Genomic DNA, 24,688 nt, shown 5'->3' with positions numbered 1-24,688 from the left:
TCAAGAGTTTTATTTTATTGTTATATTTAATTCCTCATTATTCTCGCCTTCACGATAAAATGATTTTTTATTTGCACCCAATACTGAAATTGAAAATATTATAGCCGATATCAACATGAAAAGTGCCAAAACAACAATGGTTAGCCGCAAGGAAACCAAATCTGCTGTAATACCAATCGCCAGAATAAATACAACTTGAATTGCACTTTGGATAAGTTGAAAAATGCTAGTTACTCTTCCCATCACATCTACAGGTACATTGTTTTGGTAGAAGGTCATGATCCCTGCGTTTAGGAATGTATTAAAGAACCCCAAGAGGACAAATCCGACTACAATCGATGTAAAAGACCAAGAAAATGCGTAAATTACATAACCAACCGTCATCATATTCAGACCGATCACAATCATATAACGAAGCGATAGCTTATTTGAAAATAACGACAATAAAGCAGCGCCCATAACAGATCCGATTCCTGTAATACTAATTAATAAGCTGTAATCAAATTCAGAAAGACCGATCACTTGTTGTGTGAAAACTACTTCTTGCGCATCCATGGCAAATGAAAAAATCATGATCATAATGAAACCAAGGTAAATAAAAGACACATATTTATTACTGGAAATGAATTTTTGTACAACCGTAAAGTCACTAATCACTTGTGAAAAAGTTAATGCTGGAATCGTTTTTTTATCAATGTTTTCTTTTTCAGGAAGAAATAATAACATTATGGCTGAGATTACAAAGAATATTGCATTCATCCATAGCGTAGCTTCGATGGAAGTTAATAGGATTAGCGATCCCCCAATTGCAGGCCCGATGATAAACGCTCCAGAATCCGCAAATGAACGAATTGAATTAAAACGCTTTCTTTTTTCTTTTGGAACAAGAATGGCAACATAGGTCATTGATGACGGATTAAAAAACGCTTTTGCGGCACTCAAAACAATAAGAATCACATAGATTACTGTCATGTTTGGTGCGAATGGAATTAAGCAGATGAACACAGCTCTTAGTATGTACGTTACGATCATTACCCTTCTCTTGCTTCGATAATCAATAAAGCTTCCTGTCCAAAACTTCGTTACAATATTTGTTAATGGTCCGATTATCCATAGTCCAGCTACTGCTGCTGCAGATCCCGTAAGTTGATACACAATAATGTTAATTGAAACCAGATAAATGAAGTCTCCAATACTCGAAATCCCAATTGATGAGAGTAATATTGCTGGATCTTTCCAGTCTTTCAAGTTTTTCATTATAGGAAACCCCCCAAATTGCAACTCTGATATCATCCTTTAATAATTCGAAAACAAGATGAAGAAAAAACATTTAAAATAATGTAAAACACTTTACACATGTTTTACAAACGTATGCAAACACTGGTATGATAGGCTAGGTAAGACGTGGTTCGAGACCATCCCACGAAAAAAAACTAGGGAGAGATTCATCATGAAGATCAGAACGCTTGCTGTAAACGGCATTTTAGCAGCATTGTACATTGCCGTTTCTTTTTTTGTGCAGCCATTCGGCTTCACAAATATCCAGTTCCGGGTTTCGGAAATGTTCAACCATTTGGTTGTCTTTAACAAAAAATACATTTTCGGAATTGTCATCGGGGTATTTTTAACGAATTTACTTTTTTCGCCGCTTGGCGTATATGACCTTGTTTTTGGTGTAGCCCAGTCGGGAATCGCCCTTTTGATCACAATCGCCTCAGCCAAGTTCATTAAAAATATTTGGCCAAGAATGGTTTTTAATACCATCGTTTTCACTTTTACAATGTTCATCATTGCCTTCGAGTTAAAATTGGCTCTTGGCTTTCCGTTTTTCCTCACATGGTTTACGGTAGCTGTCGGCGAATTTGTTGTCATGGCTGCGGGCGCCCCTGTTGTCTATTACTTGAACAAGCGAATCCGCTTTGACCGGCTTATATCATAAGGAAAGCTGCCGTTTCAATGAACGGCAGCTTATTTCATTCAGTCAAATAATCTTTTAACGCCAGCTGCAAAGTCCCTTTCATGATGGCTCTGTTTCCGAAAGAAACGCCGAGATTGATCATTTTTCTCACAATGATAGGGTGAAGGCCTGTCAGAACGGCTTCACATCCCATCAATTTGATGCCATCGATAATTTTTAAGAACCGGTCAATGACCTCCGGCTCCATATTGGCGACTCCCGACAAATCCACTATCAATGTCCGAATTCTCAGCTTGGAAATTTCCTTCAACGCCTTCTCTTCTACTCTTAAGGCCCTTGACTCATCAATTTCACCAATTAAAGGAAGAACGCAGATGGTTGAATTAATCGGTATGATCGGTACGGAAAGATTTTCAACGATCTCTCTTTGAGCTTCAATCAATTCATCTTTATACTTGGAATAGCTGAGGAAGAAGGTGTTCAGAAACTGATCAACTCCCTGGTTGATGGATTTTTCCAGGGGGTAAAACCTCTCTACATGATCGACTTCTCCGCTTTTGCTGTCATAAAAGTGGAGAAAAGCCCATAGTGTCCGCCGAATCGCCTGCACCCATTCCAATTTGAAAGCCAGTGTCAAAGAATGCATGGCCCAGGCCTTCCCTTCCTGGGCGGCAAAGTCTACCAGCTCCTTTTCACGTTCCTCTATTACATACATGACAAGTTTATGTGCATTATCCAATAGATTAATATTTCCGATTATCCGTATCTCTTCTATTTTATCGCGTACAGTTACAGCTTCTTGTAACAATCTTTCTTCAAACGAGTCTTTATTTTGTTTAAAAAAATCTTTCAAACTCATATTTGGTTTGTAGACAATATCCAAAAAACATCACCCACTTATAATAGAATTGGAATTATAAAAGATCACTGAAAATTTGAAATGAATTCATCCGCTTCTATCGTATCAAAATCCCTACTAACGGTAAACTGGTTCAACTTGGGGATTCGCACTTTCCTTCAAAGGAGCCGAATTCGTAATTTATCCCGACCCATAATGTCCAGGTAAAATAGAAAGAGCAGGGTATCCTTTTGTTTGGATCCTGCTCTCACTTCCCTTATACTACCCGATTCTCAGGCTCTTCCCCTGTTAATGCAGCCACCATGTTTTTAGCGGCCTTCATGGCCATGGCATCAGTAGTTTTCCTGGTGGCCGACCCAATGTGTGGAGTTGTCACCACATTCGGCATTTTTAAAAGCGGATTATCCTTGTTTACCGGCTCCTGCTCGAATACATCCAAGGCAGCGCCATAAATTTCCTTTTTTTCAAGCGCCTGAATAAGAGCCTGCTCGTCAATTGTCTGGCCGCGTGACACATTGATGAAAATGGCTGACTTTTTCATGAGCTTGAACTCTTTCTCACCGATCATCCCCTCTGTTTCCGGAGTAAGCGGCGTCATCAACAACACAAAATCGGATTGTTTTAAAAGTGACTCCAAGTCCCTGTACTCCACTCCCAGCTCTTCCTCCGCTTCGGGCTTACGATTCCGGTTGTAGTAAAGGACATCCATATTAAATCCAAGCTTCCCTCTCCTTGCAATCGCCTCACCAATTCTTCCCATGCCGATAATGCCGAGCGTTGCACTATGTACATCTATTCCAATAAATGGATCGTCGCCTGAAGCCTGATCCCATTTGCCTGCTTTTACAAATTGGTCCAGTTCTGCTATCCGTCTCGCTGAAGCCAAAATAAGCCCAAAAGCAAGGTCTGCTACCGTTTCATCCAATACCCCCGGTGTATTGGTTCCAATCACATTCCGCTTTTTCATCACTTCCAGATCAAAGTTATTGTATCCTACGGACAAATTGCTGACCACTTTCAGTTTGGGCGCGTGATTCAAAAGGTTTTCCGTGATTCTTCTTCCAGATGTGATCAACCCGTCCACATCCGCAATTTTCTTTAAAAGTTCCTCCCTTTTAATTGGTTCCCCCTGCTCCCATACCTTAAAATCGCAATACTGTGCCAAATAATCTCTTGCTTCCTGGCATATTGGCTGGGACACGTAAACTTTCGGTTTCATTGCCGGTTCCTCCTCTGCTGCAGTATATTCTGAATCGTTTACACGTCTCTCATTGTACCGCTTTCAAAGGGAAAATGACAATAGAGGCAACCCCCCAAATATGGATGTTTCCAGATCATGCATCTGCCGACGAAAGCATTTACTGCAGGAGGAATCATATTGAGGATAACCGAAAAAAATCCGGTAACCGGCTGCAATCCAACTACGAGCACTTTCCCTCATTCAAATTAACTTTTTCCGCCAGCGGCTGCCGGGAAGGGCGGGTTGTCAAAATGACACCGCATATAACAACCAAAGCCCCCAACACCTGCTTGATCGAAATGGATTCCCCAAGTAACAGATAGGCACCGGCCATCGTGGCAACAGGAAGAAAATTCAAAAATACAGATGCTCTTGACGGGCCGAGAAGATCTACTCCCCGATTATACAGGACCAATGCAACAACCGACGGGAAAGCCCCCAAGTAGAAGAGCCCCGCCACATTAAGGCCGTTTAATGATGGTACTCCTATAAAGTACCACTCCAATAATACGGCAGGAAACAAAGCGATAACCGAAATGCCCGACATCACCATCACCGCTCCATAATCTGGAAATAGGTGCATGTATTGTTTAACAGCTATAGAGTAGACAGACCACGTTATAATGGCTCCGAGCATGATGGCATCTCCCATATTCCAGCCACTGCCCGCCAGCTGCAGGACCTTGCCATCCATAATTACCCAAACTGCGCCGGCCAAAGATAAAAGAATGCCTGTCCATTGTGTGCCTCCCAATTTTTCTTTTAACAAAAAGGAGCTTAACAAAACCGTCACAACAGGAATTACTGCTTCCAGCACAGATACTTTGGTAGTGCTCGTAAATTGCAAGGCACCGTACAAAAAGACATTAAAAAAGCAAATACCCGTAAAAGTCATGACTAGCAACGGCTTTTTATATTCCCAAAAGGTTGACCGCTGCGTCCAAGCACTTCGAAAGCCGACGGGAAGCAAAAGTACGAATGCTATTAGCAGCCTGAAAAACGACATTGTCAAAGGCGGAAGCTCATTGATGGCTTTGCCTACCAGGATATTTCCGGCATAAAAGATCACTACAAAAATCATGATGATGTATGCGTACATATGGGGCTCTCCTTTTAATGACAATCTCCCTTCCTTTACTTTATCATATCATGGTTTGGACCTCCCATGACCAACTTAAAGTAATCTTGGGAACAGAGCCTGCTTGATGAGCAGTGACTCCAGAGGCTCGGCTAAGTGTTTTAAAAAAAAGAGCCTCCTGATCAAGGAGCCCTTAGCTTTGCTGCGGAGGAACCGCCATGTTCCCGTAACTTTGCCCGTAACTTTGAGAGAGAAGTGCTCTTGCGATCCCTATGAAATATTCAGATTCACGGATGATATGAACAATGACCACCTTCGCTGTCTGGTTTTTACTGACAACCTTGCTCTCATCTTTAATCTGTCTGCACAATTCGATAAACCGTTCACTTTCCTCAAGGCAAAAAGAGATAAGCTGCATGACCTGCTGATAGAGCTGGTAATGAAGATAATAATTGGATCGAATGACCGTTTCTATAAAACTGACCACCTGCTGATGGGTCTTTGCCAATGCTTTTTCCCACTCGTGCAAGGCGTCAACATATTCCTTTTCCAACCCGGTTACCAATTCCCTAATAACGACTGTATGTTCCTCTTCCTGGTGTTTCCAGAACTCGGCCTCATCCAAAATCCGCAGCGGCATCTGATGCCCATAATAAAACTGCATTTGTCTCCCCCCATCATCAATCTATTTTAAATATATGGCCAGGGGGACAAGGATATGATAATAGCCTCTCGAGGGCACGGCAAGCTTCTTGTTTTCCTATGTTGGGCTAAAAAGGGGCCGCCTGCCCACTTCAGCCTCTTCAATCAGCTCGCCTCCGATTCGCTAAAATCAATTTCAGGCGGAGCCTTTGTAAACCCTTTCGTAAGATAAATCAGGTAAGCGAGACCCGCGGCGGACCAGCAGAGCCCAAGCGTCATAGCCGAAGAGTCAAGATTGAGCCACAAATAGGCATTAAACAGGAAACCTATAAACGGAACAATCATGTAACCGATTACAGAACCAACTGTATAAGTTTTGTCTTTTTTGACCCGTAAGAAGTAAAAGATCACCGACAAATTTACAAAGGAAAAGGCGGTAAAAGCTCCAAAATTAATCAAAGATGTCGCTGCATGAAGGCTGAGAAACAATGCGGAACATGCCAATAATCCAGTCAAGATAACGTTATAGACAGGCGTCGCATACCGCGGATGAACAAACCCGAATATCTTTTTAGTTAATACGCCGTCCCTTCCCATGGCATAGAGTAACCGGGAACCGCTTGTTTGTCCTGCTAATCCAGATGCGATACACGCTGTTAAAGCCCCAGCAAGGAAAATCGCTTGAAATAATGTTCCCCCTATATAAAGGGCAATGTTTGGCGACGCTTCTTCAAGATCCGGCGAAACTACAGCAAGTGCAGATAAATCCGGGAACAGACTTTGCATAATATATGAAACAGCCAAGAAGAAAATACCGCCAAGGAAAGCAACTAGAAAAATAGCTCGCGGAATATCTTTTTTTGGATTTTCCGTCTCGTCGGATAAAGTCGTGACCGCATCAAATCCGAGGAAAGAAAGCATTAATATGGATGCCCCCGCGAAAACGGTAGAAAAGTCCATTGATACGGAGTAGAACGGATCCAATGAGAAGTATCCCACTTCCCCCGTAATGGTTGTTCTGAGTGTCAAGATAACGAAAATGGCTGCAATCAGGAATTGGAAGGCAACCATCAGCATGTTTGCAGAAACCGCCACTTTTACACCGGCAACATTCATGCCTGTTATAAGGATGATCATACCCACAATCCAGATCCATCCCGGAACGGAAGGAAAGACGGCCGAAAGATAAATCTTAGTGAACATTGCGTTAATCATTGGAAGAAAAAGATAGTCTAATAGCACAATCCATCCGATAAGGAATCCTAATCCTGAACTCATCGTCTTTTTTGTATACGTATAGGCCGAACCTGACGTAGGATATACACGGGCCATTTTTCTATAACTGAAGACTGTGAAGAGCACCGCAATCATGACAAGTATATAAGAAGCCGGGACATGTCCATCGGTCAATTCGGTAATGATGCCGAATGTATCGAAAATGGCATAAGGTGACATATATGCCAGTCCAAGGATAACAATGTGTCTCAGCTTCAGCGTCCTTTTCAGGGAAAAATCATTTGATGCCAATAAGCTCTTTCTCCTTTAAGCAAAGGAGCGGCAGCAGCCGCTTCCTTCTTCCATGTTATTAATCTATTTGGAAACATATTGATCGTTTTTCCACTCCATCAATGTTCCATAGGACAGGGATTCTTTATCATCGGGAAGGTAGTTTTCCATGACCGTTTTAACGGTAAAACCGTTTTTCAATTGAAAGGTAAGCACCGGGTCGTAAATTCCCCCTTCCACCACTTGATCAATATAATCATTGACTGATAGTTTGTCAGCATATTTATAAAAATGGGGGATTCTGCCGCCAAACATGATATTCTTCAAATTCAAGTTCCGGCATATATCCCTGCGCGCATCATACAACCTCCGACCTAGGTGCATCCCTCTGAAATCAGGATGAACGGTCACATCAAAGCCATACAGAGTTAACCCATTTGGATCATGATTGCGTATATAACCTTCATCTGTGATTTCATCGAAAGAGTGGCTCTCACCATAATCTTCAATGTTTATCATCAAGCTTGAACAGCCAGCTACCACCTTGCCTTTATACCTGATACATAATTGACCTTGAGGAAAAATGTCCAATTGGCTCTCCAAATGGTCTCTTTCGTAGGCAATACCTGGATCGTAGACGATTTTTGAAAGCTCAACAACTTCCTCGATATCATTAGGTCCAATATTTTGAATATTCACTTCTCGATGACTTATAGCTGCCATGCGCGTATTCCCCTTTCTTTGCAACGGATTAGTCGATCGGGGGTCAGACCCTCTTTAGCACATTAAAGAGGGTCAGGCCCCCGATTTACTTACAATCGCCAAGGTATTCATGGACTTTTCGGCTTGTTTTGATTGCATTTTCGATAGCGCCGTCAATAAAGCCGCCCCATCCATTGGCGTAGGTTGTCCCGGCCAAAAACACTCCCTGTTCCGGGCGTTTCATTTCCTCTATATAGTTGGTCAATTGATTCGGTTTCAGCATTGGCCATGTTTCCTGTGCCAGTTCATCCGCCGCCCAATCATGTCCGGTACTATCAATGACCTCCAGATCTGTACGCCAATGCCTTAATGCCGCTTCCACTGCCTTCGGGTCATTCGCATCCAAACGCCCGGCATCAGAGCCGAATCCCACGATGATGCTGTCTCCATCAACATAATTGTCCAAATGAACGGAATTCAGCGGGTACCCTTCGGGCGCATAGGAAACAAACGGTTCGACCTTTCCTTTGATGCGCGCCCATACTTTAATTCCCTTGGCCACCTGCTTTTCTTGCATAAAAGCCCGCTTGGTTTTTGACAGCGGCGGTTGAAAATCAATTTTGTCCAAAGTTGAAAGCGGTGCCGTAACAATGGCTGCTGTCGCACGGTAAGACTCTCCGTCTCGGGTCGTTACCCGGACCGAACCGTTACCGCTTTCAACGGAATCCACAATAGCGGACATTTTTATTTCTGCCTTCACATCTGATGCAATCGCTTCAACCAAAGACTTTGTCCCTGTTTTAATTTTGTATCTTGCCACCGTATCCGCAAAAACATAGCGGTTACCGCCGGAAAAAGCCCACCAGCGGAACATCTGGGTAATGGCCCCTTCTTTTGGATCTCCATTGAAATCAATCGCAAGCAAACTGCTTAAAAAGTCTTTTTGCTCATTTGTAAAAGAAAAGTCATTCAAGAAATCATAAACTGACTTTCCGTCCATCTCCGTGAATGAAGAGGATTGCAATGGATTGAACGGCTGAGGTAGATATTCATAGGCTTTCGTTAAAAAGTATTCAAAGCTTTCTTTAACGATAGAATTCAATTCAGCGGGAGTTCCGGAATACGCCTGTCCGTCAGTGATCCAATACGCCTCTTTGGCCCCTGGAGCCTCACTAATTTCCAATCCATAACGGGAAATTTCCGCCCATGTATGCGGGTGATACCAGTGAACATAGGTGCCACCCATCTCAAGATCGCAGCCTAATCGGTGATCTGTCCAAGTGCGGCCTCCCAATCGATCCTTCCCTTCCAGCAGCAGGACCTTGCGGCCCAGCATATTCAACTCCCGTGCTGCAGTAAGACCAGCAAAACCGCCCCCTACAATAATGACATCAAAGTCTGTTGTTTGATTTTGTTTTTGCATTGATAAAACCTCCATGAAAAATCACGATTCCATTTAATTGAACCTGCCTATGTTACAATGATAGTTAAATATTCACAGTTAACCCACTCTATATTTTTTGAATATTATTAAATTGGCGATCAACTTCGAAGGGAGACAGCATATATGGATACCAATCGCCTAAAATATTTTGTAGCTGTTGTTGAGGAGAACGGGATTACAGCTGCTGCCAAAAAACTCAATATTTCCCAGCCTTCCTTAAGCATTATGATCAAAAAGCTTGAACAGGAGCTTGATGCCTTACTTTTCACAAGGGAAAATAAAACCATGATTCTGACTGATGTCGGAGAACTTTTATATAAAAGATCTAAAAATATTTTAGTTTCGATGAACGATATGGTCACCGAACTGAATGAAGCGAAAAAGGGACTGCGGGGCGAAATTAAAATCGGATGCTCAACAGCTGCCAATTTGATCATCATTCCCAACATTGTCGAGAACCTGCAAAAGGCCGCTCCCCATGTTTCAATCCGTGTCATTGAAGGGGACACCAAATATATTTGTGAACAAATGGTCTCACATCAGCTCGATGCTGCCATTGTACGAACAACCTTTACGCAGGATATATTTGATACATACTCCATCATTACGGAGCCGGTTGTAGCCTGCATGCACAAAGAGCACCCGCTCGCCCAAAAAGAACATTTAACCCTGAAAGACTTTGCCGATGAAAACTTCCTGTTAAATACAACCACAACGGGTTCCGGCTTGTCCGACTACGTGATCAAAAAATGTAAAGAAGCAGGTTTTACTCCCAATGTTAAGTACTGGGGAAGCCAGGGACTGCCTATGGCCATATTAGCTAGTAAAGGCGTCGGGGTCACGTTCTTGCCTGAATCCTTTAAATATCTGCCTTTTTGCGGAGGACTGCCAGTCTTCAGAAAAATTGATTCGCCCGAATTAACAACCAGCCTGGAACTTATCACATTGAAAGGCCGGTTTAGAAGTAAAGCGACAGACATGTTTTTGCAACAGGTTGTTGAGCTGACCAAGAAATTCGGCAGTGGAGATGATTTACCCGATATCCACGAACAAGGAAAGCCCTTACAACTTGTAGAAAAATAGCGATAATTGTGAAACTGTGTATATATTTTATTATAATATTTAATTATTGTTAAATATATATTTTTAATAGAATCGATAGATGTTCATCTATTGATTCACGTCAAAAGTCCCAGCCGTCACAATGGTTGGGACTTTTTTGACAATGAATACTTGTCTTTTTCATTTCTCGAAGCTTACATGGTTATTTGATTTTCGCCCCGGTAGACGGCGCCGCATAGATATTGACCTCGCCGAAATCCTTCGTTTGAATGGTATAAACATCTTTCTGTGGGTTTCCGATGATGTCATACTGTAATCCGCCAAATTTTTTTGGATTCAGAAACCCGGTTTCATTTCCTTTGACCGGCTTTTTATTCGTTGGGTATACACGCCAGGATGAAGATAGCGAAGGTAAAATCAGTTTTTGCCGTTTCTTTGGCCGCGGCTTTAGAACATACGATTGCAGATAGGCCGTTGGATCCATAGTCGATAATCCTTGATTGACCGTCCAGCCGTATTTTGGGGTCGTCTTTTTTCTAATCTCATAATGTAAATGCGACCCTGTCACCCTTCCTGTTGCTCCCTGCCAGCCGATGGTTTGGCCCTTTTTCACAATCGCGCCTTTTGTTACCGCAGTTCTTGAAAGATGAGCATAAAGATGGGCACGACCGTTTTTGTCTTTGATAACAACAACATTCCCATATCCGCCCAACCCTGTTCCTGCCCGCCCCATACCGGCAAATAAAACGGAGCCTTCCATAAAAGCATGAATGGGGGCCTGATCTGCTTTTACCAAATCAATCCCCGCGTGGAATTCCCTTCCGCCCCTAAAGGGATCCACCCTCCATCCATAAGGGGACGAAATTCGATAACCATCAAAAACTTTCACTATGATCACTCCTTCATATCATGAATGTGTATTTGGACCGGTTTATAAAATAAGTCCCTGCCTTTTTATATAGCTCCCATTTCAAATCTGGATACCATTATTTAAAAGTACATATTTTTGTAAGTGGTAGTTTGAAGAGTTTGTGTTAAAATAATATAAGGTTTACCTATTTTCGTTTTCATCGTTTGTCAACAGGAACCTCCTGTTACAAAATGATTGGAAATAATTTTACATAAAGGAGTTTTGATCATGGCAGAAACATTTCAGGTAAAAAACCCGGCTACAGGCGAAGTCATCCAAGAAGTGAAGGTCGATACAGCCGAGGAAGTAAATAAAAAGCTTGAAAAAGGCCACGAGGCTTTTAAAAAATGGTCTCAAGTAAATGCCCACAAAAGATCTGAATTACTTTTTAAATGGGCAGATAAAATCAAGGAGCATAAAGAAAGCATCGCGGAGGTCATGACGAAAGAGAATGGAAAGCCACTCCATGAATCTTTGGGTGAAGTAGATTACGCAGTAAGCTATGTCCTTTGGTATGCAGAAGAAGCAAAGCGCATTTACGGACGCACTGTTCCTGCATCAACCGAATCTAAGAGAATTCTGGTTACTAGACAGCCAATTGGCCTTGTCGCTGCGATCACACCATGGAATTTCCCTGCAGCAATGATGACAAGAAAAGCGGCTCCTGCTCTTGCAGCCGGATGTACTTTTATCGTAAAGCCTGCAGTTGAAACACCATTGACAACAATCCGCCTGATTGAACTTGCGCACGAAGCAGGAATTCCTGAAGACGCTGTTCAAGTGGTCAACGGAAGCGGACGCATGATGGGTGAACTTTTCACAAGCAGCAAGCATGTTAGAAAAATCACTTTCACTGGTTCCACTCCAGTTGGAAAATCTTTGATCAGAGATTCCGCAAATAACGTACAACACGTAACGATGGAACTTGGCGGACACGCCCCATTGATCGTTGCGGAAGATGCAGATCTTGATATTGCTGTTGAACAGTCAATGTTAACCAAATTCAGAAACGCCGGCCAAACTTGCGTATGTGCGAACCGCCTGCTAGTTCATGAAAGCATTGCTGACCAATTCGCCGAAAAATTTGCTGAGCGTGCAAAACAGCTTAAAGTTGGAAACGGCTTGGATGCCGGTACTGATGTAGGACCGGTCATCAACAAAAAAGGCTATGAAAAAATTGCTTTCCAAATCAATGACGCGATCGAAAAAGGCGCGGAAGTACTTGCTGGAAACCAGTTTGATGTAGATGAAGAAAAAGGTTCTTACTTCGTTTATCCAACTGTCCTTAAAAACGTGACACACGACATGGACATCATGCAGGAAGAAACATTCGGACCTGTAGCTCCAATCGTTACATTCAAAACTTTGGAAGAAGCAGTTGAAATTGCAAACAACACTCCATACGGACTTGCGGCTTACTTCTTCACAAATGACATTAAAACCGGAACATACCTTCACGAAAACCTTAACTTCGGTATTGTCGGCTGGAACGACGGTGCACCATCTGCAGCTCACGTGCCATTTGGCGGTATGAAAGAGAGCGGACTAGGACGCGAAGGCGGTATCGAAGGTATCGAGCCATACTTGGAAACAAAATATGTTTCTATCGGTGGGCTGTAAGAAGGAAGAAAAAATCCGGCTGACCCTTTTTTGCGGTCAGCCGGATTTTTTTCTTTATCCGCGGGTATTTTTCGCTATCCGCGGGTATTTTATCGGGAGTGCCGTTCCGGCACTCCCGATAAAAAATAAAAGGCCCCCAGAATTCATTGAATTCCAAGCGCCTTTTACATTATTACTTTTCCAACAACCATACGTGCTGGCGTTCTCTTGTTTTTTCTTCACCTTTATGAGTGATTGTCACAGTATAAGGTTTAAGCTCTGGCAATGCTTCACCTTGTTCAACCTGAACGCGCTGGCCGCCTTTCACTTTGCCGCCGCCGTGCCCCGCTTCAACATAAGTGCCTGCAACTGGAGCTGCTTCGCCTGATTTAACAAAATTGCTCATATGAAATATCTCTCCTTAAGTAAATTACAAATACACAAAAATCATTATAACAAAAAAACACGCTGTGTGGGACATTACAGCAAAAAAAACTAATGTTTTTCACAGGCAACCCGCATACAACCCGGCTTTCCAAAAAATAAAGGACCTTCTTGCCCATCCATTGGATAGTAAAATTATGCTTTCACCCAGTTACCCTCGACTTTGATTCCGGCATCTGCCAAAAGGTTGAGAACAGGGCATCTTCTTTCCACTTCTTCTTTCAGCGCATCGATTCTTTCTTTGCTTTCCTCCGTAGCGAAAATTACATCGAATGTGACTGATTGGAAATGCGGTGACACGCCTTCCACTCCCTGAAGGCCCCTTAAATCAAGCGTGCCTTCATTTTTAAACTTCACATCCGTGTAGGAAAAATCTTGTTCCTTGGCTATCAATGCGATCATAACGGATGCACAGCTTGACAGACCAGCCAGAACCAATTCAACCGGATTCGGGCCTTTGTCTGTCCCGCCAAGTGATTTGGGTTCATCTACAATAATCGGTTCAAATTCCCTGATATTTATAGAAGTCTGCAATCCCTTTTCCCATTTTCCTTCTGTAGCTACTTTAATTAGTTGAGCTGTTGTCATTACTAATCACTCCATTTTATTATTGGAATTCACTGTACCTGGTTTCATCTCGATCAATCATTTTCAATAACTCAAATTCCTGATCCGTAATAGGCGGGAATTCGGTATACTCTTCGTGTTTTTCTACTTCAAATCCCGTATTATCTATAATCTCCTCTACCGAGCTATTTGGAAACACTGCATAAAGACGCAAGTGCCCATCATTCTCCCCCCTCTTAAAAATACCAAGCGGGGTGATAACAAATTCCGTATTCCCAGCAGCTGTAATGATATCAAGCTTGTCTACAAGACTACGCCTGTCATGACTCGTCTTCCATAAAATCCCTCTTTTAACAGTAGGGAGCAATGCTGCACTTCCAGCACCGCCCGGCAAGCGAACCTTCGGTTTGTCGTAAGATCCGATCGCACTTAAGTTCAGTCTCCCGTATCCGTCAATCTGGGCTCCGCTTAAAAATGCTACATCAAGAGCTCCACGGGCAGATAAGTCAAAGATATCTGATAGTGGAAAATCAGAGATCGAACCTTCTCTTAAAGCTGGATCAGCGCTGGAATAGCCGGAAAATGAAGTTGGCTCCGCATCTACACCACCCGGTATGCTTAAATAGACGGCATTTTTTGCATGAAGCTTTTTTGCCAATTGAATAGCGGCGGCAGGCATCGGGGAGGCAACCCCGTGAAAAACCCGCTCGCCGTCCTGAATGAGGCGGGCCATTGCCACCGTAATATAATCAGCCGCTTGTGTGTTGGACATGTACCCCAGCCTCCCTTACTTCCTCTAAATATTCTTCCGGGTTTTTCAAATAATCCAATAACGCCTTTTTATCGATAGAGTAGAACGGTGCACAGCTTCCCGGAGATGCACCTTGTTCAGCCAAAACCACACTTTCCACCAGAAAACCCGGTACTTGAGGCCTGACGGCCCAGCTCTCGGATGAGATCACTTTTTCAGCGGTCACAATGACTTTTTCCGCTGCCCTTGCCATGATCAGATCCTCAAATACCGCACCCTCAATGTAGGCATTTCCCTTCTCATCGGCAATGTTTACATGGATGACGGTGTAATCTGGACGAAGTGCGGGAACGACAGCTGTCCTTTTCCCTGTAAAAGGGCAGTCCACATATTTTACCTGTCCAGTCAGTTCAGGCAGCTCACTGCCCTGGAATCCGTTGATCGGCTGAAAGGGAACTCCGTAAATGCTTGCCCGCAAGCCGGCAATGACACTGGCACATGCATGTTCATGGGCAACAATCTCTTGTTTCTGTACCCCTTTTCGGTAATTTTGGGCCAAACCAAACATTTCAAAGCCGATATAGCCGCCGTATACAGAATCAAGAGAGTTGGCGGCCGCCAACAGATCGACGTCTAATGCACCAGCAGTCTTAATGACGGACAAATTCTTCTTCCCTTGGCGAATCAGCTCATGTACAAAAGCGATGGGGGAGCGGTGAAGCGCATTTCCTCCAAGTGCCAGCAAGGCTCCATCTGAAACGTTGGAAGCGGCTTCCCGCAAATTAATTTGTTTTGACAACAGTCGTCTCCTCCTTTTTTACGCTATAACCACACCATCCGGATCAAGTGAACGCAAGGTTTCCAACTCTTCCGCAGAAGGCGGCTCAATATAGGACCAATCCTCGGAAACCGCGATTGGGAAGCTGCTGTTTGCTTGAACATCTTCCAATGTGTACCCTTCAAACAGATGAAGCAACGTCATTTTCCGTGTTTCTTCATCAAATCCGTATACTCCGATCTGAGTAATGACACGATAAGGCCCCGTATTAGCAGGGAGTCCTGCTTTCGCCCGTCCTTCCGGCCCATCGAAATATCCAGGACTTGTTAAAAAGTCGAGCCTCTCAACGAATTTCCTTTTATCCTGTCCCATAATGATGATTGTCCGTTCACATAAAGAAGCGATATCCGCTCCTCCGCCGGATCCGGGAAGTCTCACCTTCGGTTTCTCCCAATCCCCGATGACAGTCGTATTCAGGTTTCCATATTGATCAATTTGGGCGCCGCCAAGGAAGCCATACTGGATCCATCCCGCCTGTGCCAAACTCATGACATAATCCATGGAGCCCACCGTTACGCCGTTTTCATAGGTCAACGATTCACTGACCTGAATAGGAAGCCGCCCTGTCGGCTTCCCGCCAACACCGCCGCCTTCATAGACAAGCAGCAAGTCCGGTGCATGTGTGTTCAATGCAAGCACAGAAGCGAGCAGCGGCATTCCTGTTCCAACGTAAACAGCAGTATCTTGGGGCAACAGCCGTGAAGCAGTAATAATCATTTTTTCCGTATCGTTTGCCATGTTTTACCCTCTCCTTCTGGCCACTTTTGGATATGGCGCCAATTTATTTTCTATTTTTTCCAATTGCTTCAGGACACGGACGCCGCCGATTTTTTCAAGGTAGTGATAATGGTCTTTGCTTCCGTACACATACTCCCGCAGGTACTCCTTCACACTATCTTCGCTGACAGAGGCATCCAGCCAAATTTGCCAATGATCCTCATCAAAGGAATACAGGGTGGGTACTTGATTTGGATGAGAACCGTACGGCACTTCTACAACTGCATCGACAACAAAATAAGGAATCTTTGTCAGGTCCGGACGGCTTGTGAACACCTCATCATGGACAATTTCTTCGGCGGTGATCAACACAAATTTTGCTGCATGGGCCAGCTCGACATCTTCGGCGATATTCCCGTCGATCTGGCAGTTGCCGTATTTGTCTGCCCGATGAACATGAATGATGGCTACATCCGGATAACAGGCAGGCAACAGCTCAACCGGTTCATTTGTAAACGGATCGATGATTGTTTTGGATCCGCTGTAATGCAGCGTATCCGTTCCAAGGGAAGACCTTGTCGGGTAAAAAGAAAGACCCTTCATCGCCGCAGTAAAACGCCATTGGAATCCTGCATTGGTTGTTTCAGATAAAACTTTCAGACGACCGGATTCGACCGCCCTTCTTGTGGGGAGTGACAATCCGCGAACTTCATCTGCAAAACCATAAGAGACTTCCGCCTTTGTGATGTTCCCGGCGGCCGCAAGCAACTGCCAGTCGTGCTGGGAACCTTTTGTTCCAATTGTGAGATTTCCTGTTTTTTGGCGGATGATTTCATGAACAGCAGCAATCGGGTTCCGTACAGAACCCATACCGCCAAAGACAATATAGTCGCCTTCTTTGACACCACGGGATACCGCTTCTTTTAACGTGGTTCGTTTATCTTTTTTAGCAAAGGATTTATTTTCTCCTCGAAATTCCCTGATTTTGTCCGGGTGTTCCCATCCGTAAAGCTTGGAAGATACCTCTTCTTTTATAATCGTTTGAGACATTTCATTTTCCTCCTCAACAGTTCTTCTTATCTTTTATCCACGGCCCTGGCCGCACGGTCTCCGGCAAATTGGATCAACTGGACAAGTATGACCAAAATGATAACCGTAGCGATCATGACATCATTTTGGAAACGGTAATATCCGAATCGGATGGCCAAGTCTCCTATTCCTCCGCCTCCAACGATTCCGGCCATGGCCGAGTAGCTTAATAGACTGATCACAGTAACAGTGAGCCCTGCAATCATTCCGGATCTTGCCTCTGGCAAAAGAACATCTTTTATGACCAACCATGGTGAAGCGCCGCATGATTCGGCCGCTTCGATTACGCCTTTGTCGATTTCCCTTAAGGATGTTTCAACCAGCCTTGCATAAAAAGGGATGGCAGCTACAGTAAGCGAAACACTGGCTGCAGCCGGCCCCATCGTTGTTCCAAGAATCAGTTTAGTCAATGGTATAAGGACAACAAGCAATATAATGAAGGGAATGGAACGGATGATATTAATAATGGTTCCTGCCACATTTTGCATGAAGCGGTTTTGCCAAAACATCCCTTCGCTTGTGACAAAGAGGGCTATCCCTAAAGGGACTCCGATGACCACCGCAAAGGCGACGGCAATCCCCATCATCCAGGACGTTTCCACGAACGCTTTTCCAAATTCATTTATCATCTCAGGCAACACCGGCAAGCACCTCCAATTGGTTAGTCCGTTTCGTAATGTAGTCAATCGACTGCTGGACGTCTGCATTAGAGCCGATCATTTCAATGATCAGCGTTCCAAGGGGACGGTCCTGGATATAGGAAATTTGTCCATGAAGGATATTGGCACTCACGTTGAATTGTTTCAATGTCTCGGAGATGACTGCTTCCTCGGCAGATTCTCCCTGGAAAGTGATTTGTACAATTGGGCCTTTCCTTCCCGCCAATAGTCTTTCAGGCAGCTCCAGCGAATGGACGGTTCGGACAAATTGTTTGGCCAATGCGGTTTTGGGAGCAGCAAAAATGTCATACACTTCGCCAAGCTCAACAACTTTTCCATTTTCCATGACAGCCACCCGGTGGCAAACGTCCTGTACAACTTCCATTTCATGGGTGATCAGCACAACGGTAATTCCAAGGTTCTCATTGATTTTTTTCAACAGCTGTAAAATTGACTTTGTTGTCGTCGGATCCAGAGCCGATGTCGCTTCATCACATAGGAGGACCTTCGGGTCGTTGGCAAGTGCCCTGGCGATGCCGACCCGCTGTTTCTGTCCTCCGGAAAGCTGGGCTGGATAGTGCCTGCTCCGATCAGAAAGCCCGACCATTTCTAAAAGCTCCGGCACCCGTTTTTGAATTTCCTCTTTCGTTTTTCCGGCTGCTTTTAAAGAAAAGGCCACATTATCAAAAACCGTCTTGGAACTGACTAAATGAAAATGTTGAAAAATCATTCCTATTTTTTGGCGCTCTTTACGCACTTCTTTGTCCGAAAGAGAAGTTAAATCTTTTCCATCAATGAGGATCTTCCCTTCTGTCGGCCTTTCCAGCAAATTCAAGCATCGGAGCAACGTACTTTTACCTGCGCCGCTGTAGCCGATAATGCCGAAAATCTCTCCTTGGCGGATGGTGAAGTTCACATCATCCACCGCTGTCACATCTTTGTATCGCTTTGTGACATGCTGAATGTCGATCATTTATTTGCCCTCCTTCTCCAATTGATATGGAGGTTTCACATACCCTTTAGCATTCTTGTTCGTGTAGTCCAAAAATTCGTCGGACCTATAGGCCTTTTCCAAGGCTTTTGCGAATGGTTTATCTACATCTTCTTTTCTCAAAGTCACATAAATTAAATAGCTCTCAGGTGTTTTTTCAATTTCTACAGCTTCATCCAATTTCAACCCCGAAGCCAGTGCATAGTTTCCGTTAATGAAAGCAAAGTCGGTATCTCCCAATGAACGCGGCGTTTGTGCCGGATCAACCGGTTTGATTTTTAAATTAAGCTTATTATCGATAATATCTTTCTCTGAGACCGTTGTTGGCTCGGCATCTTCATTTATTTTAATCAGCCCAAAATCCTCAAGCATGTTAAGCGATCTTGCCAGGTTGGTCGGATCATTCGGCGTAGCAATTGTCGTACCTTCTTTGATATCATCCAGGGATGTATGCTTTTCAGAATAAAGACCAATTGGTGCAGTTGGCACTGCATATGGAGCCACTAAGTCCATATCGTGGTCTTTATTGAACTGCTTCAGGTAATTTCTGTTTTGGAACAGGTTAGCATCAATTTCGCCTTCGTTTAGAGCAATGTTTGGCTGAATGTAATCGTTGAACTCGACGATTTTCACTTTGTAGCCCTCTTTTTCAAGAATCGGAATGACCCCTTCTTTTAACTGGTCACTGTATGGTCCCGCTGTTGCCCCAATTGTAATTTCTTTCTTTTCCCCACTTGCCGACGAAGTGCCTCCGCAAGCCCCTAAAACGAATAAGCTAAGAATTAAAGTGATATAAAGCAATGTTTTCTTCATGTCTCCATTCTCCTTTTTTAACGATGTGTTTTTTCTTTCCAATATTTTCGGATGAAAGGTGCTCTCCCCGATTCTTCTTTAAAGGCTGCATAAGCATCCGGATTTTTCTTGTAATAATTCTGATGCTCCTCTTCCGCCGGGAAGAATGCAGCAGCGGGCAGGATCTGAGTGACAATCGGACGATTGAATTTCCCGCTTGCTTCCAACCTTCTTTTTGATTCTTCTGCAAGGTGCCTTTGCTTTTCCGTATGATAAAAAATGGCAGTTTGATAGGAAGGTCCCCTGCTTCTGAATTGGCCTCCGGCATCTGTAGGATCAATCTGCTGCCAATATAAATTTAATAACTTTTCATATGGAAATAATCGGGAATCAAACGAAATTTGTACTGCTTCCACGTGGCCGGTTGTTCCGGTGCAAACCTCTTCGTACGTCGGGTTCACACTCTTCCCGCCGGTATAGCCGGAAATGACTTGCTCAATTCCAGGCTGTGAGTCAAATGGTTCGATCATGCACCAGAAGCATCCTCCCGCAAATGTTGCCCATTCAAGTTTTGACATGTTCATTTCTCCTTTTTTCAATAAAAAAGGCCCCTTGATCAACGCATAAATGCCTGAACAAACAAGCAAAGTTGCGTTGAAATCAAGAGGCCTCCGGTTGTCCGGTCAGCTTCCGTATATAAAGTTTTTTTAAGTGACGTATGGCATCCAGCGCTAAAGGACCGTGTTGACTTTCCTTATGTATCATGCCGGAAACCGCTGTTTTTCAATCCGGTTGATCTGAACGATCTTCCCTTCATGCACTGTGATCTGCAATTCACCGAAACGCAAATTGCTTAGTGCTTCCACAATCACTTTCAGCTTTTCATCGTCCACTTTTTCTTTAACACTCATTCCCCTCATCTCCTTTGAAAGTAGTTCCGATATACAAGAAAAGCGGAAGCGCCTGTTCATCGGCGTACAGACTGGAGTGCCTCCGACGAGATAAAGGAAACACGGCGACGAAGGAGCCGATGTTGACTTATCGTAGGAAAGCTACTACTTGAAATGGCCTCGTGTGATGCTTCCTCGAGTTGGCGTCGTGCAGCTTTGCTATGATGTTCGCCAAACATCCTCGAATAAGCTACGCCGCAGGAGCACACCAGGCGCGAAGTCTGCTAGTCGATAGGCGCTGGAGCCAGACAAAAGAAAAAGACCCCTTAACAATAAGAGGTCTCCGCTTTTTAAGAATATAAATCAAGCTTTGCCTCTTATATATCAGATTTGTAAAAAAATCTGCTGGAATTGGCACCGTTTGAATATGAAAAAATATTCAATGGTTGCCGAGGCTTCACTGGGCCAGTCCCTCCACCTCTCTGCATAAGAGTTATGAAAATATGAATTTGTAAATGTAAAACCTATTCTATTCGGAATGGAATGAATTGTCAACCGTATTTTGGCGATTTCTCAAATCAGGACATTGGTCATGTATCCATCAGGGATGATCATCAAAGTTTCCCATCAGATTCTCGGCAATATCCCCCACAACCGGAAGCTTTATCCGTTCCCGCTGATAAGCTTTGACCATTAGCACAATCCACAAGATGAATGTTGTCAAAGAAATAAGCGACTTCAATAGCCAGCCGACAAACGGAACATAGCCGACTCCCAAACCAAGAATCCACAGCGAGACAAAAAGGACAATTGACTGCATTGCATGGAATTTTACAAAAGTACTTTTCTTTTCCAATACAAAGAAAATGATGCCTGTGACAAACGTTCCAAGGTAGCATAGCAGCCCCGCAATATTCTCATCCAGGCCAGTGGATGATTTTGGCGGCACTTCGTTTCCACTGGATTCGATTTCATGTTTATCGTCCAAATTCCTTCCTCCTTTCTAGCTTCATTTGCTTTGAGTATAACAAATCGGACGATCGAAAACTAAGAAAAGTCAGACCTGAATTTCTAATTGCTTCCCCTTTTGCAAAAAATGGCAGGTGGCTGACAAAACCATTGAAATGAGAATCAAAACGAAAGCTTTCATAAAAAGGGGCAATTGTCTCAATAATTTTCCTTTAAGAAAAGTGCAAGCGCCCGTTTAGCGACGTACAAACAGAAATGCGGAAGACGGCTGTTTAGGGGCGACAAGCGCTGGCCGCCGACAAACGCCACATCCTGTGGCGTCGGTGGCACTAGGACATCCTGTCCGTCGGAGGGCAATCCAATGAAGTCGTTCTTTGACTTCATTGGATTGACCGAAGCGACCTCGAGCCCCTGCCGTCTGAAGCTAGACACTGGAGCACTCCGCAATGAGATAAAGGATAAGGAAGTGCGAGAGTGCCTGCTTATCGGCGCAAAGCTAGACAAGCGCTGAAGAAGGCGTAGTTTGCCTTCAGCAGCGATTGGCTTAATCCTTGCACCGATGGCACTCGCAGCCGGACAACACGGCGACGAAGGCAGGCTCAGGTCGCGACCTCCTGTCGCTTCGCCTGCACTAGCACATCCTGTGCGGCGGAGCCGATGTTGACTTATCGTAGTGCTCTGAGCCCTCTTCCTCGAATAAATATCCATGCAGAAAAAGCGAAGCTTTTTCGAGGAAAGGAGTGCGAAGTTTGGAGTCGCTGGGCGCTGGAGCTGAACAAAGCACAATAATTTTATACGAATATCTTTGAAAAAACTTATGCTTCCTTTCCTTTAAACAAAGACGGAGAACGATTGATTATGTTATAATCTATGAAATTATTTTTATTGCAAGGGGTTGCTGGAAAATGGAGTCATGGATCAATATAAAAGACGGTGTGGTCCCTTCCGTATGTTCTTTGGACTGTCCCGATCAGTGCGGACTGCTTGTCCATAAAAAGGACGGAAAAATTGTAAAAATCGACGGAGATCCGGATCACCCTGTGACAAAAGGGAGCATTTGCAACAAGGTTCGGAATATGACTGAACGCCTGTATGATTCAAGCCGTTTGAAGACACCGTTAAAACGAGTGGGCCCCAAAGGAGATGGCAAATTCGAACCAATCAGCTGGGACGAAGCGATTGAAACGATTGCAGGCCGCTGGAAACAATTGATTTCCGCAGAAGGGGCAGAATCCATTCTTCCATACAGCTTTTATGGGAACATGGGCAGGATCCAATCAGAAGGTATGGACAGGCGTTTCTTCAACCGCCTCGGCGCCAGCCAGCTTGAGCAGACGATCTGCTCTTCGGCAGGAAGCGTCGGTTACAACTACACAATGGGCGGCGGCTTTGGTACTGACCCTGAGGATATGACGGAAACAAAGCTTTTCATTTTCTGGGGAATCAATGCCGCCAGCACAAACATGCACCAGGTAATGATTGCCCAAAAAGCTCGGAAAACAGGAGCAAAGCTCGTTGTCATTGATGTTCATAAAAATCAGACCGGGCGCATGGCGGATTGGTTCATTCCGATCCTTCCGGGAACAGACAGCGCTCTTGCACTCGGAATTATGCATATTTTATTTGAAGAAAACCTGGTGGACCGTGAATTTTTAAAGGAATATACAGTCGGTTATGAGGAGCTTGAAAATCATGTGAAATCTTATGACCCAAAAACAGTGTCGGAGATTACGGGAGTACCCGTTGATGATATTTATAAACTCGCACGCATGTATGGCGAAATTTCCCCTTCCATGATCCGGATTGGGAACGGGCTGCAGCATCATGACAACGGCGGAATGATTGTCCGTACCATTTCCTGCCTCCCTGCCCTTACAGGGCAATGGCCGCTGAAAGGCGGCGGTGCCGTCAAATCAAACAGCGGATATTTGGCTTTTAACACAAGGGCGCTGCAGCGGCCTGAACTTCGAAAAAAACAGGCTCGGACCATCAATATGATTCAATTGGCTGATGCCCTGCACGAATCGGAGCAGCCAATCCGTTCGCTCTTCGTATATTGCAGCAACCCTGCCGTCGTTGCTCCAAGTGCCGGAAAAGTTCGCAAAGGCCTGGAACGGGAAGATCTTTTTACAGTTGTACACGACCTGTTTCTGACAGAAACCGCAAAATATGCGGATATTGTATTGCCGGCAACTTCATCCTATGAAAATACTGATTTTTATACATCTTATTGGCATCAGTATCTCCACTTACAGGAGCCGGTCATTCCTCCCTATGGGGAAAGCAAGTCAAATTCCGATGTTTTCAGGCTGCTTGCGGAGGCAATGGGTTTTGAGGATCCTGAACTTAAGGATAGCGATGAAGAACTGATCGAGCAGGCTATAAGTGATGTGGCAAATCCATACTTCCCTGATACCGATCTTGACCAATTGAAGAAAGAGCGATTTGTTAAGGCAAAGAATAAAGACGGCTACTGGAAAAATTTAAACACACCAAGCGGGAAAATCGAATTATATTCGAAGCAAATGGAACTGGCCGGATACCCTGCTCTTCCAACGCATATATCGCTTGTGGAAGATAACGATTGCCCATTTCTGTTTGTCCCTGGGCCGAACCATAACTTTTTGAACTCGACATTTTCAAATAATGAAAAGCATGCAAAGCTCGAAAAGGCTCCCCAATTGTTCATGAACCGATTGGATGCTGAAAAACTCGGAATCGAAAACGGCTCGTCCGTCCGCATATGGAACGGCCGGGGCGAATGTGAAATGGCCGCTTCTGTCGGCGAGCATGTCCTGCCGGGTGTTGTTGTCAGCCAAGGGCTTTGGTCCGATCAATTTGGAAACAAGCACCTCGTCAATTCCCTTACCCCTGACAGGGTAGCTGACATGGGAGGCGGAGCAGTATTTTTCTCAGGAAGGGTAAATGTGGAGCTGGCAAATAAAAGCTCTGCGGAAACTGGGAAGGAAGCTGCTGCAGTCAAATAAAATGGTTAAGCGGAGACTTATGTAACCTCATGGG

Annotated in this window: 25 protein-coding genes and 2 riboswitches; of the genes, 4 read left to right on the top strand and 21 right to left on the bottom strand. The window is 44.2% G+C overall.

Annotated elements, in window-relative coordinates:
- Nucleotides 1-9: 9 nt before the first annotated feature.
- Entirely contained in the window at nt 10-1,257 is a 1,248-nt protein-coding gene (locus D4N35_RS05655; RefSeq protein ID WP_120071291.1) for an MFS transporter, read from the bottom strand.
- A gap of 141 nt (nt 1,258-1,398) precedes the next feature.
- Nucleotides 1,399-1,443: riboswitch (PreQ1 riboswitch) on the top strand.
- Between the two features lie 7 nt (nt 1,444-1,450).
- On the opposite strand from D4N35_RS05655, the gene D4N35_RS05650 reads away from it, so the two are divergent.
- The gene (locus D4N35_RS05650) at nt 1,451-1,939 is read left to right on the top strand and encodes a QueT transporter family protein (RefSeq protein ID WP_120071289.1); all 489 of its coding nucleotides are present in this window, start codon (nt 1,451-1,453) and stop codon (nt 1,937-1,939) included.
- A 34-nt stretch (nt 1,940-1,973) separates the two neighbouring features.
- Here D4N35_RS05650 and D4N35_RS05645 read toward each other — a convergent pair whose 3' ends face one another.
- From D4N35_RS05645 to D4N35_RS05615, 7 genes are all read right to left on the bottom strand, one after another.
- Nucleotides 1,974-2,801 carry an STAS domain-containing protein gene (locus D4N35_RS05645; protein WP_235870301.1) on the bottom strand — a complete coding sequence of 276 codons (828 nt, stop codon included), beginning with the start codon at nt 2,799-2,801 and terminating at the stop codon, nt 1,974-1,976.
- A 232-nt stretch (nt 2,802-3,033) separates the two neighbouring features.
- Complete coding sequence (locus D4N35_RS05640) at nt 3,034-3,996, bottom strand: 2-hydroxyacid dehydrogenase (protein WP_120071287.1); 963 nt, start codon at nt 3,994-3,996, stop codon at nt 3,034-3,036.
- 202 nt (nt 3,997-4,198) lie between these two features.
- Nucleotides 4,199-5,116, bottom strand: a complete 918-nt coding sequence (locus D4N35_RS05635; protein ID WP_120071285.1) for a DMT family transporter — start codon at nt 5,114-5,116, stop codon at nt 4,199-4,201.
- A 172-nt stretch (nt 5,117-5,288) separates the two neighbouring features.
- Nucleotides 5,289-5,759 (bottom strand): DUF2935 domain-containing protein, encoded by a 471-nt coding sequence (locus tag D4N35_RS05630; RefSeq protein WP_120071283.1) that lies wholly within the window; start codon nt 5,757-5,759, stop codon nt 5,289-5,291.
- A 143-nt stretch (nt 5,760-5,902) separates the two neighbouring features.
- Nucleotides 5,903-7,264, bottom strand: a complete 1,362-nt coding sequence (locus D4N35_RS05625) for an APC family permease (RefSeq protein WP_235870300.1) — start codon at nt 7,262-7,264, stop codon at nt 5,903-5,905.
- 63 nt (nt 7,265-7,327) lie between these two features.
- Nucleotides 7,328-7,966, bottom strand: coding sequence for a GNAT family N-acetyltransferase (locus D4N35_RS05620; RefSeq protein WP_120071281.1), 639 nt, complete (start codon nt 7,964-7,966; stop codon nt 7,328-7,330).
- An 85-nt stretch (nt 7,967-8,051) separates the two neighbouring features.
- Nucleotides 8,052-9,368, bottom strand: a complete 1,317-nt coding sequence (locus D4N35_RS05615) for a flavin monoamine oxidase family protein (protein WP_120071279.1) — start codon at nt 9,366-9,368, stop codon at nt 8,052-8,054.
- A gap of 144 nt (nt 9,369-9,512) precedes the next feature.
- On the opposite strand from D4N35_RS05615, the gene D4N35_RS05610 reads away from it, so the two are divergent.
- Nucleotides 9,513-10,472, top strand: a complete 960-nt coding sequence (locus tag D4N35_RS05610) for a LysR family transcriptional regulator (protein ID WP_120071278.1) — start codon at nt 9,513-9,515, stop codon at nt 10,470-10,472.
- A gap of 181 nt (nt 10,473-10,653) precedes the next feature.
- On the opposite strand, the gene D4N35_RS05605 is transcribed toward D4N35_RS05610, so the two are convergent.
- Nucleotides 10,654-11,340, bottom strand: coding sequence for a M23 family metallopeptidase (locus tag D4N35_RS05605; protein ID WP_164876297.1), 687 nt, complete (start codon nt 11,338-11,340; stop codon nt 10,654-10,656).
- 249 nt (nt 11,341-11,589) lie between these two features.
- Between D4N35_RS05605 and D4N35_RS05600 the strand changes: the two genes are divergently transcribed.
- Nucleotides 11,590-12,981 (top strand): NAD-dependent succinate-semialdehyde dehydrogenase, encoded by a 1,392-nt coding sequence (locus D4N35_RS05600; RefSeq protein ID WP_120071274.1) that lies wholly within the window; start codon nt 11,590-11,592, stop codon nt 12,979-12,981.
- Between the two features lie 172 nt (nt 12,982-13,153).
- On the opposite strand, the gene D4N35_RS05595 is transcribed toward D4N35_RS05600, so the two are convergent.
- From D4N35_RS05595 to D4N35_RS05540, 12 genes are all read right to left on the bottom strand, one after another.
- Entirely contained in the window at nt 13,154-13,366 is a 213-nt protein-coding gene (locus D4N35_RS05595; protein WP_120071272.1) for a YjzC family protein, read from the bottom strand.
- A 173-nt stretch (nt 13,367-13,539) separates the two neighbouring features.
- Nucleotides 13,540-13,992: an OsmC family protein gene (locus D4N35_RS05590; protein ID WP_120071270.1), complete on the bottom strand. Its 453-nt coding sequence runs from the start codon at nt 13,990-13,992 to the stop codon at nt 13,540-13,542.
- A gap of 19 nt (nt 13,993-14,011) precedes the next feature.
- Entirely contained in the window at nt 14,012-14,743 is a 732-nt protein-coding gene (locus tag D4N35_RS05585; RefSeq protein WP_120071268.1) for a CoA-transferase subunit beta, read from the bottom strand.
- Nucleotides 14,721-15,521, bottom strand: coding sequence for a CoA transferase subunit A (locus tag D4N35_RS05580; RefSeq protein ID WP_164876296.1), 801 nt, complete (start codon nt 15,519-15,521; stop codon nt 14,721-14,723). The genes D4N35_RS05585 and D4N35_RS05580 overlap by 23 nt, the downstream gene beginning before the upstream one ends.
- Nucleotides 15,522-15,539: 18 nt before the next feature.
- Entirely contained in the window at nt 15,540-16,298 is a 759-nt protein-coding gene (locus D4N35_RS05575; RefSeq protein WP_120071264.1) for a CoA-transferase subunit beta, read from the bottom strand.
- A gap of 3 nt (nt 16,299-16,301) precedes the next feature.
- Nucleotides 16,302-17,327 (bottom strand): CoA transferase subunit A, encoded by a 1,026-nt coding sequence (locus D4N35_RS05570; RefSeq protein ID WP_120071262.1) that lies wholly within the window; start codon nt 17,325-17,327, stop codon nt 16,302-16,304.
- Between the two features lie 26 nt (nt 17,328-17,353).
- Nucleotides 17,354-17,995 carry a methionine ABC transporter permease gene (locus D4N35_RS05565; RefSeq protein ID WP_120071412.1) on the bottom strand — a complete coding sequence of 214 codons (642 nt, stop codon included), beginning with the start codon at nt 17,993-17,995 and terminating at the stop codon, nt 17,354-17,356.
- A 1-nt stretch (nt 17,996) separates the two neighbouring features.
- Nucleotides 17,997-18,998 carry a methionine ABC transporter ATP-binding protein gene (locus D4N35_RS05560; RefSeq protein WP_120071259.1) on the bottom strand — a complete coding sequence of 334 codons (1,002 nt, stop codon included), beginning with the start codon at nt 18,996-18,998 and terminating at the stop codon, nt 17,997-17,999.
- Nucleotides 18,999-19,829, bottom strand: coding sequence for a MetQ/NlpA family ABC transporter substrate-binding protein (locus D4N35_RS05555; RefSeq protein WP_120071257.1), 831 nt, complete (start codon nt 19,827-19,829; stop codon nt 18,999-19,001). It abuts the gene before it with no gap.
- A gap of 17 nt (nt 19,830-19,846) precedes the next feature.
- Nucleotides 19,847-20,386, bottom strand: a complete 540-nt coding sequence (msrA, locus tag D4N35_RS05550; RefSeq protein WP_164876295.1) for a peptide-methionine (S)-S-oxide reductase MsrA — start codon at nt 20,384-20,386, stop codon at nt 19,847-19,849.
- A 183-nt stretch (nt 20,387-20,569) separates the two neighbouring features.
- Entirely contained in the window at nt 20,570-20,719 is a 150-nt protein-coding gene (locus tag D4N35_RS05545; protein WP_120071255.1) for a YezD family protein, read from the bottom strand.
- Nucleotides 20,720-21,072: 353 nt separating this feature from the next.
- A riboswitch (SAM riboswitch) is annotated at nt 21,073-21,191 on the bottom strand.
- Nucleotides 21,192-21,299: 108 nt separating this feature from the next.
- Nucleotides 21,300-21,686: a DUF4870 domain-containing protein gene (locus tag D4N35_RS05540; protein ID WP_235870298.1), complete on the bottom strand. Its 387-nt coding sequence runs from the start codon at nt 21,684-21,686 to the stop codon at nt 21,300-21,302.
- 886 nt (nt 21,687-22,572) lie between these two features.
- Between D4N35_RS05540 and D4N35_RS05535 the strand changes: the two genes are divergently transcribed.
- Nucleotides 22,573-24,654 (top strand): molybdopterin oxidoreductase family protein, encoded by a 2,082-nt coding sequence (locus D4N35_RS05535; protein ID WP_120071253.1) that lies wholly within the window; start codon nt 22,573-22,575, stop codon nt 24,652-24,654.
- The last annotated feature ends 34 nt before the right edge of the window (nt 24,655-24,688 follow it).

It is taken from the genome of Siminovitchia fortis (genome assembly GCF_003605365.2).
In the GTDB taxonomy this organism is placed as follows: Bacteria; Bacillota; Bacilli; order Bacillales; family Bacillaceae_C; genus Siminovitchia; species Siminovitchia fortis.
The sequence above is the reverse complement of the archived record's forward strand: the minus strand, read 5'-3'. Positions and strand labels throughout refer to the sequence as shown.